General features: G+C 64.6%; 7 protein-coding genes. 3 read left to right on the forward strand and 4 right to left on the reverse strand.

All coding sequences use genetic code 11. From position 1 onward, the window contains the following. The first annotated feature begins 112 nt into the window (after positions 1–112). Complete coding sequence (locus SO156_RS06360; RefSeq protein ID WP_498534203.1) at positions 113–1,621, forward strand: helicase HerA domain-containing protein; 1,509 nt, start codon at positions 113–115, stop codon at positions 1,619–1,621. A gap of 24 nt (positions 1,622–1,645) precedes the next feature. Here SO156_RS06360 and SO156_RS06365 read toward each other — a convergent pair whose 3' ends face one another. The 3 genes from SO156_RS06365 to SO156_RS06375 all read right to left on the reverse strand — a co-directional run bounded on the left by SO156_RS06365 (position 1,646) and on the right by SO156_RS06375 (position 5,174). Next, on the reverse strand, positions 1,646–1,816 hold the full coding sequence (locus SO156_RS06365; protein WP_458147645.1) for a hypothetical protein: 171 nt from the start codon (positions 1,814–1,816) through the stop codon (positions 1,646–1,648). A gap of 3 nt (positions 1,817–1,819) precedes the next feature. Next, entirely contained in the window at positions 1,820–3,694 is a 1,875-nt protein-coding gene (locus SO156_RS06370; RefSeq protein WP_498534204.1) for an ATP-binding protein, read from the reverse strand. Between the two features lie 256 nt (positions 3,695–3,950). Next, positions 3,951–5,174 (reverse strand): polyhydroxyalkanoate depolymerase, encoded by a 1,224-nt coding sequence (locus tag SO156_RS06375; RefSeq protein ID WP_498534205.1) that lies wholly within the window; start codon positions 5,172–5,174, stop codon positions 3,951–3,953. A gap of 174 nt (positions 5,175–5,348) precedes the next feature. Here SO156_RS06375 and SO156_RS06380 point away from each other — a divergent pair, with 174 nt between their 5' ends. Beyond that, positions 5,349–6,005, forward strand: coding sequence for a glutathione S-transferase family protein (locus SO156_RS06380; RefSeq protein WP_498534206.1), 657 nt, complete (start codon positions 5,349–5,351; stop codon positions 6,003–6,005). Between the two features lie 242 nt (positions 6,006–6,247). On the opposite strand, the gene SO156_RS06385 is transcribed toward SO156_RS06380, so the two are convergent. Then, on the reverse strand, positions 6,248–6,472 hold the full coding sequence (locus SO156_RS06385; RefSeq protein ID WP_449383108.1) for a hypothetical protein: 225 nt from the start codon (positions 6,470–6,472) through the stop codon (positions 6,248–6,250). A gap of 187 nt (positions 6,473–6,659) precedes the next feature. Here SO156_RS06385 and SO156_RS06390 point away from each other — a divergent pair, with 187 nt between their 5' ends. Further along, positions 6,660–7,019 (forward strand): hypothetical protein, encoded by a 360-nt coding sequence (locus SO156_RS06390; RefSeq protein WP_458147641.1) that lies wholly within the window; start codon positions 6,660–6,662, stop codon positions 7,017–7,019. The last annotated feature ends 73 nt before the right edge of the window (positions 7,020–7,092 follow it).

Here is a 7,092-nt window from a genome sequence, read left to right on the forward strand (position 1 = left end):
CGCGAGCTGCAAGCCTGCGGTGGAATACGGCGTGATCGCCCATGCGCCGCTCGACGTCTCCCCATCAGCTTGATAAGCCCCTCCTCCGCGAAGGAAGGGCTTGAGTCGGGACATGACCGTTGCGATCGAGATGGGGCACACGACGGCTGGTGCCCCGGCGACCCTGGACCTCGAGGAACTGCTGGCGACTCGCCTTCTGGTGCAGGGAAATTCCGGCTCGGGCAAATCCCATCTCTTGCGCCGGCTCCTGGAGCAGAGCGCGCGATGGGTGCAGCAGGCGATTCTCGATCCCGAAGGCGACTTCGTTACGCTGGCGGAACAGTTCGGCCACCTCGTGATCCAGGCGGAGGATCACACCGAGCGGGGCCTTCAGGTCGCCGGCGAGCGCGCGCGCATCCATCGCGTCTCCACCGTGCTCAATCTCGAGGGGCTTGACGCGGAGAATCAGATGCGGCGCGCCGCCGCCTTCCTCGGCGGCATGTTCGAGGTCGAGCGCGACCATTGGTACCCGATGCTTGTGGTGGTGGATGAGGCGCAGCTGTTCGCGCCGGCTGTCGCAGGCGAAGTGTCGGACGAGGCGCGAAAGCTCTCGCTCGCCGCCATGACCAACCTGATGTGCCGTGGCCGCAAGCGCGGGCTCGCGGGCGTCATCGCCACCCAGCGGCTGGCAAAGCTCGCCAAGAACGTCGCAGCCGAGGCGTCGAATTTCCTCATGGGCCGCACCTTCCTCGACATCGACATGGCGCGCGCTGCCGATCTGTTGGGGATGGAGCGGCGACAGGCCGACGCGTTCCGCGACCTGGAGCGTGGCCAGTTCATGGCGCTCGGCCCGGCGCTCTCCCGCCGTCCCCTCGGCTTGCGCATCGGCGCGACCGAGACAAAGCCGCGCAACGCGACCCCGCGGCTCCTGCCGCTGCCGGAAGCGACTTTGGAGGACGCGCGCGCCATCATCCTTGCCGCGCCGCCGCCCGAGGCGAACAGGCCACAGCGCCGGCCGGCGCCGGACCTGCTCGGCCAGCTCATGGCGGCGAAGTCGGCGGCGCCGGAGATCCGCCCTGACCCGGTGGAGCAGCAGCCGAGCGCCGAGGAGCTGGCGGAGCGGCGTGAGCGCCTGGATCGTATCCTGCGCGCCATCCTGGCCGAGCCCGATGCCGGCTTCCGCGCCATCGGCGTGCTCTATCAGGAGTTCGTGGTCCGCTGCCGCATCGAAGGTCTCGGTCCGGTCGCACCGGACCTCAGCGAATTCCGCCGCATGCTGACGCGCGCCCGCGCGGGCCTTGCGACCGATATCGCGGAGGACGATGCCTGGCAGGACGTTTCGCTTCGCGCCTCCATCCTGCCGGAGGACATGCAGGGCGTCTTCATGATGATCGCCCGCGCGGCCAAGGAGGGCTGGCCGTGCCCGGGCGATGCCGCGATCGCCCGCGCCTACGGTTCGCACTCGCTGCGCCGCGCCCAGCGTCTTCTCACCTATATCGAGGAGCAGGGCCTCATCGTCTGCCAGCTCGACGGTGCCGGGCGAAGAATCGTGACGCTCGTCGAGCTCGCCTGGGCGACGGCGCCGGGCGACCCCAACGGCGACGAGCTGCCGGCCGAGCAGGATTGCAGCGCGTCGCCGTGATGCGATGATCAGAGCGGCCTGTTGTTAGGGCTTGCCCGTATCCGACGTCCATTGCGTGTGACAGCCGCGGCGGCTGTTGGCTTCGCAGACGAAATGGCAGGCCTCATCCATCGCGCAGTCGAGATAGAACCAGGCGAAATACGACGCGATCACGATGAAGGCGACCCACAGCGTGGCCTTGGTCTGTCGATCCATACCTCAATCTCGCGTGGGGTCATCGGACGCCTGCTTGCGCAGGAAGCGATCGCGCTCGGCCTCGACGGAATAGGGCGTCGGGATCGGATCGCCGACGGAATCCACAGCCGTGTCGAGGCAGCGGCGCAGCATGCGCGCCAGCTCGGCCTTGCGGTAGGGTTTTGTCAGAAGCGGCGCGCCTTGCCCCGCGCGTCCCTGCGCATGGAGCGAGTCGTAGGCGTAGCCTGAGGTGAAGAGGACGCGCAAGGACGGCCGCGAGGCCACCATCTGTTCGGCGAGCTGCCGTCCGTTCGTGTCGCCGGCCATCACGATGTCGGTGAACAGCAGGTCGAATTGCGCGCCTTTGGCTGCGATCGCGAGCGCTTCGGCAGCATTGGCGACGGCAATGACCTTGTAGCCCAGGCCCTCAAGCTGGACCGTGACGTAGTTGCGCACGTCGCGGTCGTCCTCGACGCAGAGGATGGTCTCGTGACCGCCCGGCACCTTGCGCGCGTCCTCGCCGGCAGGATGACGCACGCGTGTGGCGGCCTTTGGAAGGTAGATTTTGAACGTGGTGCCACGCCCTTCCTCGGAAGCGACCTTGATGCTGCCGCCGGACTGCTTGGCGAAGCCGAACACCATGCTGAGCCCGAGCCCCGTTCCCTTGCCGACCTCCTTGGTCGAGAAGAACGGATCGAAGATCCGGTCGAGGATGGATTGCGGAATGCCGGTGCCGGTATCGGTGACCTCGATCTCGACATAGTCGCCGGCATAGCCGACGCCGACCGCTGCGGCTTCGCGCACGCCGAGCACGACGTTGCGCGTTCTCAGCGTGAGTTTGCCGCCCGCTGGCATCGCGTCGCGGGAATTGATCGCGAGGTTGAGCAGCGCCGAGCTGAGCTGTCCGCGGTCGACCAGCGCAGGCCAGACCTCGCGATCGAACCTGGTGGTGATCTCGATCTGCTTGTCGAACGTCGCGCGCAAGAGTCGAGTGGTTTCTTCGAGCAGGTCGTTGACGTCGATCTCGGTCGGTTGCAGCGCCTGCTTCCTTGCGAAGGAGAGCAGGCTCGAGGTCAGCGCCGCGCCGCGGTCGGCCGCCTCGCTGATCAGCTTGGTGATGGTCGAAAGGTGCGGGTCGTCCTTGACGGCATCGGCGAGGATCTCGATCGTCCCCGTGATGACGGTGAGCATGTTGTTGAATTCGTGTGCGATGCCGCCGGTGAGCTGGCCGACCGCCTCCATCTTCTGGGCCTGGATGAGCTGCTCCTCGGCGACGCGCTTCTGGGTGACGTCCCTTGCAAAGGTATTGACGATGGTGCGGTCGCCGAGACGCAAGCCGGTGCTCGACGCCTCGATCAGGATCTCGTCGCCGCTCTTGTGGACCATGACCGCTTCGAAGCGCATGCCGGTCGGGGTTTCCGACAATTCGCTCAAGCGTCGCTTCATACGCTGTCTGAAGGCGGCGCGGAGCGGCCCCGGCACCACCAGCTCGACGACGTCGGCGCCGACCGCCTCGGTTCGCGTCCATCCCGACAGCGCTTCGGCCTGCGGGCTCCAGGCAACGACGACACCGTCTTCATCGGTCTGCACGAAGGCGTCGAGCGCGGTCCGGATCACCGCCTGCGTTTGCCGCGCGCTGTCCGCAAGCGCCCGTCTCGTCTCGGCCCGATCCGCATCCAGCGCCGCGGTGCGCTTGGTCTGCGATCTCTCGATCACGCGTGCGCAGCCGAGCGCGAGTAGCGGGGCAATGAGGTTGCTTGCCAGCAGGGCGAGCAGTTGGGCCGCACCGAACGCCCGCAGGCTTCCGATACCGGTCATGACGTCGGACGCAAGCAGGGCAACGGCTGTCACCGTGGCCTGCGCGACCATCGCGAGGATCAGAAGCCGCCTCAGTCTCATGCGCTCATACTCTGCCGTAAAAGCGGACGGATGCTGGCCGCTGACGTGCTCGCGGGCCAAAATGGGCAGCAGACTCCGCTTCCGGCCGTCGCCGGTCAATTTTCGAGCAGGCCAAGCGGTCGACTTTCCCCAGAAAGGAAGATTCCCGTCGGGATTGTAGCGCAGATGCATCGCTACGTAATCCGGGGACAGCACGGCCGACGCAGCGCCCGGACTGCGTTTCGCGCGGTCCAGGTCGGGGAGAAGTGCACCCGGCTCACGAATTTACGTGCACGAAATCCCGCAGCAGCGGATAGATCTCGTTATTCCAGCGCTTGCCCGAGAACACGCCGTAATGGCCGACGCCGGCCTGCATGTGATGGACGCGGCGGTAGGCGCGCACGCCGGTGCAGAGATCCTGCGCTGCGAGCGTCTGGCCGATCGAGCAGATGTCGTCCTTCTCGCCCTCGACCGTCATCAGACCCATGCGGCTGACCGCCTTCGGGTTCACCACCCGCCCGCGATAGGTCATCTTGCCGAGCGGCAGCAGGTGCTCCTGGAAGACGTCGCGTACGGTCTCGATGTAGAACTCTGCGGGCAGATCCATCACCGCGAAATATTCGTCGTAGAAAGTCTTGATGCTCGCCGCCTTTTCCTTCTCGCCTTTGGCGATGTGATTGGCGAGGTCGAGATGCTGCTTGATGTGGCGCTCGAGATTCATCGAGACGAAGGCCGTGAGCTGCACGAAGCCCGGATAGACCTTGCGGAAAGCGCCGCGGCACTGCATCGGCACGTAGTTGATCAGATTGCGCTCGAACCAGGTGATCGGCTTGCTCTTGGCGAACTCGTTGACCTTGGTCGGCTGCACCCGCGTATCGATGGGGCCGGCCATCAGCGTCAGCGTCGCTGGCCGCGACGGATGATTGTCCTCGCACATGACCGCGGCGGCCGCGAGGGCGGGCACCGAGGGCTGGCAGATCGCGACCATATGCGGGCGCGGGCCGAGCCGAGCGAGGAAGTCGATGAGGTGCTCGGTGTAGTCGTCAAGGCCAAAGCGGCCTTTGCTGCGCGGGATGTCGCGCGGATTGTGCCAGTCCGTGATGTAGACGTCGTGGTCCTGAAGCAGCGTCTTCACGGTGGCGCGCAGGAGAGTAGCGAAATGGCCGGACATCGGCGCCACCAGCAGCATGCGTGGCTGCTCGGGGCCATCGTCCTTTTTGAAATGCAGCAGCGAGCCGAATGGCGTTGCGTAGGCGATCTCCTCCCGGACGCCGACCTCGCGATTTCCCACCATCACGCTGTCGATGCCATAGGCCGGGCGGTCGTAGGTGATGGTGGAGCGTGAGATCAGCTCCAGCGCAGCCGACAGGCGGCCGACTACGGCACCTGACATCCCCTGCGGCACCAGGTTGAGATATTTCAGGGCAGACGAAGCCCCGGCCCGCCATGGCTCCGTCAGATCCATATGGTTCTGAAAGGCCTGATAATACATCGACATCATACTGAAACGCCCACCCCGACCCCAGGCCATCATGCAATATCGACGCCAGATTCGAGTCAATTCGCTCTGAGAACTGGCATGTCACTTGCTGTGGAATACGGGGAAGCACAAACACTGGGCACCGCGCATAACGGGACGGCTGCGTCAGGAATTCAGGCGCGAGGGAAGGGCCATATGGCGAAGGCGACACTGACCATCAGCAGCAAGAACTACTCGTCCTGGTCGCTGCGCGGCTGGCTGTTGACGAAATTCTCTGGGCTCGATTTCGAGGAGATCGTCACCGCGCCGGACGACCCGTCCGCGCGTGCCGAGATCCTGCTGCTGTCGTCCTCGATCCTGGTGCCGTGCCTGCGGCACGAGGGCGCCACCATCTGGGACACGCTATCGATCGGGGAGTATCTCAACGAGATCATGCCGGCCGCCGCGCTGTTGCCGGCCGAGCGCATCCAGCGCGCCCATTGCCGCTCGATCTGCGGTGAAATCCATTCTGGCTTCACTACACTGCGCGCCTCGCTGCCCGTGAACCTCAAGGGCCATTTCCCCGGCTTCAAGATCTGGTCGCGGGCGCAGGCCGACATCGACCGTGTCTGGGCGATCTGGCGCGACTGCCTGGAAAAGTCCGGCGGTCCGTACCTGTTCGGCGATAAGCGCACCATGGCGGACGCGATGTACGCGCCCGTCGTGACGCGCTTTGTAACCTATGACGTCAGGCTCGAGCCGCGGCTCAAGGCCTATGCCGACACCATCATGGGCATGGACGAGATGCAGGAATGGATTGCGGCCGCCAAGGCGGAGCCGGCGGAGATCGTGGAGCTCGAGGTCGAATATTAGGCACCCTTTCGGGGGCTGCCTGCTTGAGGGGCGCCATTAACCTTTGCCGCCGGCCACGGGGCTTTGCCCGTGCGCGACTTTCCTTGATCTGGTGTGTCGGTGCGGCGCTGCGCCGACATTTAGGGGTGAACAGGTCGAAAACGGAGCCCGGCGGCTGATTCGGACGCGATTCGTTCGGTCAGCGTTCCATACCTTAAAATCCGGCCAGGCTCCGTCGCATTTTGAGACAGGTCGGCCTGTTTCTACACGGCACCCGTCTGTTTCACTCGCGGCAGGCGCCAACCGATCACGGTCGCCTCGACGGCGATGCCTGCTTCGTGGTTTTGCCAGCGCCCGCCGACGTAGCGGCAGGCAAAGGGCAGCTGGTAGGTTCCACTATGATCTTCGCAAAGCACTTCGACCGGCATCCCCGACGGGGGTTCTCCCTCGCCATTGAATTCGGCCAGACGTCTTTCGCGCGTTGCCATTCTAAATAATCTCCCCTCAAAAAGAACGCGAACAGAGCCGCCCCACTCCTCCGCGTCCGTCGTTATTCCTCCATATCGAGGAACCGCCCAAGCTCAACGCCAGAATGCGGTGCCAGTATGGTATCGTTGCGCGGCCGCGTACCGTCTGCGCAATTTGCCGTGATCGACGTTATCGTGAGGAACCTGCATGCCGGGCCGGAATGCTTTGCTATGTGTCGCGATATCGCTGCTCGTGATGATGTCAACGGAACACATTCGGGCGCAGGATGTTCCCGGCATCGAAATCTGTACGGTCGAGAAAACCTGGGAGCGGCGGACGAGCTGCCTGCAAAGCAATGTCGACTTTCTTCAGAAGACGATGACCAAGCTCACCCTGGATCACCAGCAGAAGATCGACGCCGCCAATCGCCAGATCGACGCGTTGAAAGCGACGGTGGTGGGCTTGCAGAAGACGCTTGGCGATCTCCAGGCCGCACAGACGAAGACCGCGGAGGATTTGAAGAAGAAGCAGGACGCGCCAGCGGCGAAGGAAACGAAGGACAAGTAGCAACCATTAAACGCCGAGGGTTTTTTCAGTCCACGGCGTTCCCCGTTGCACGACGGTGTTGGCGTAGATCAGC

The organism is Bradyrhizobium sp. UFLA05-125 (assembly GCF_059803515.1).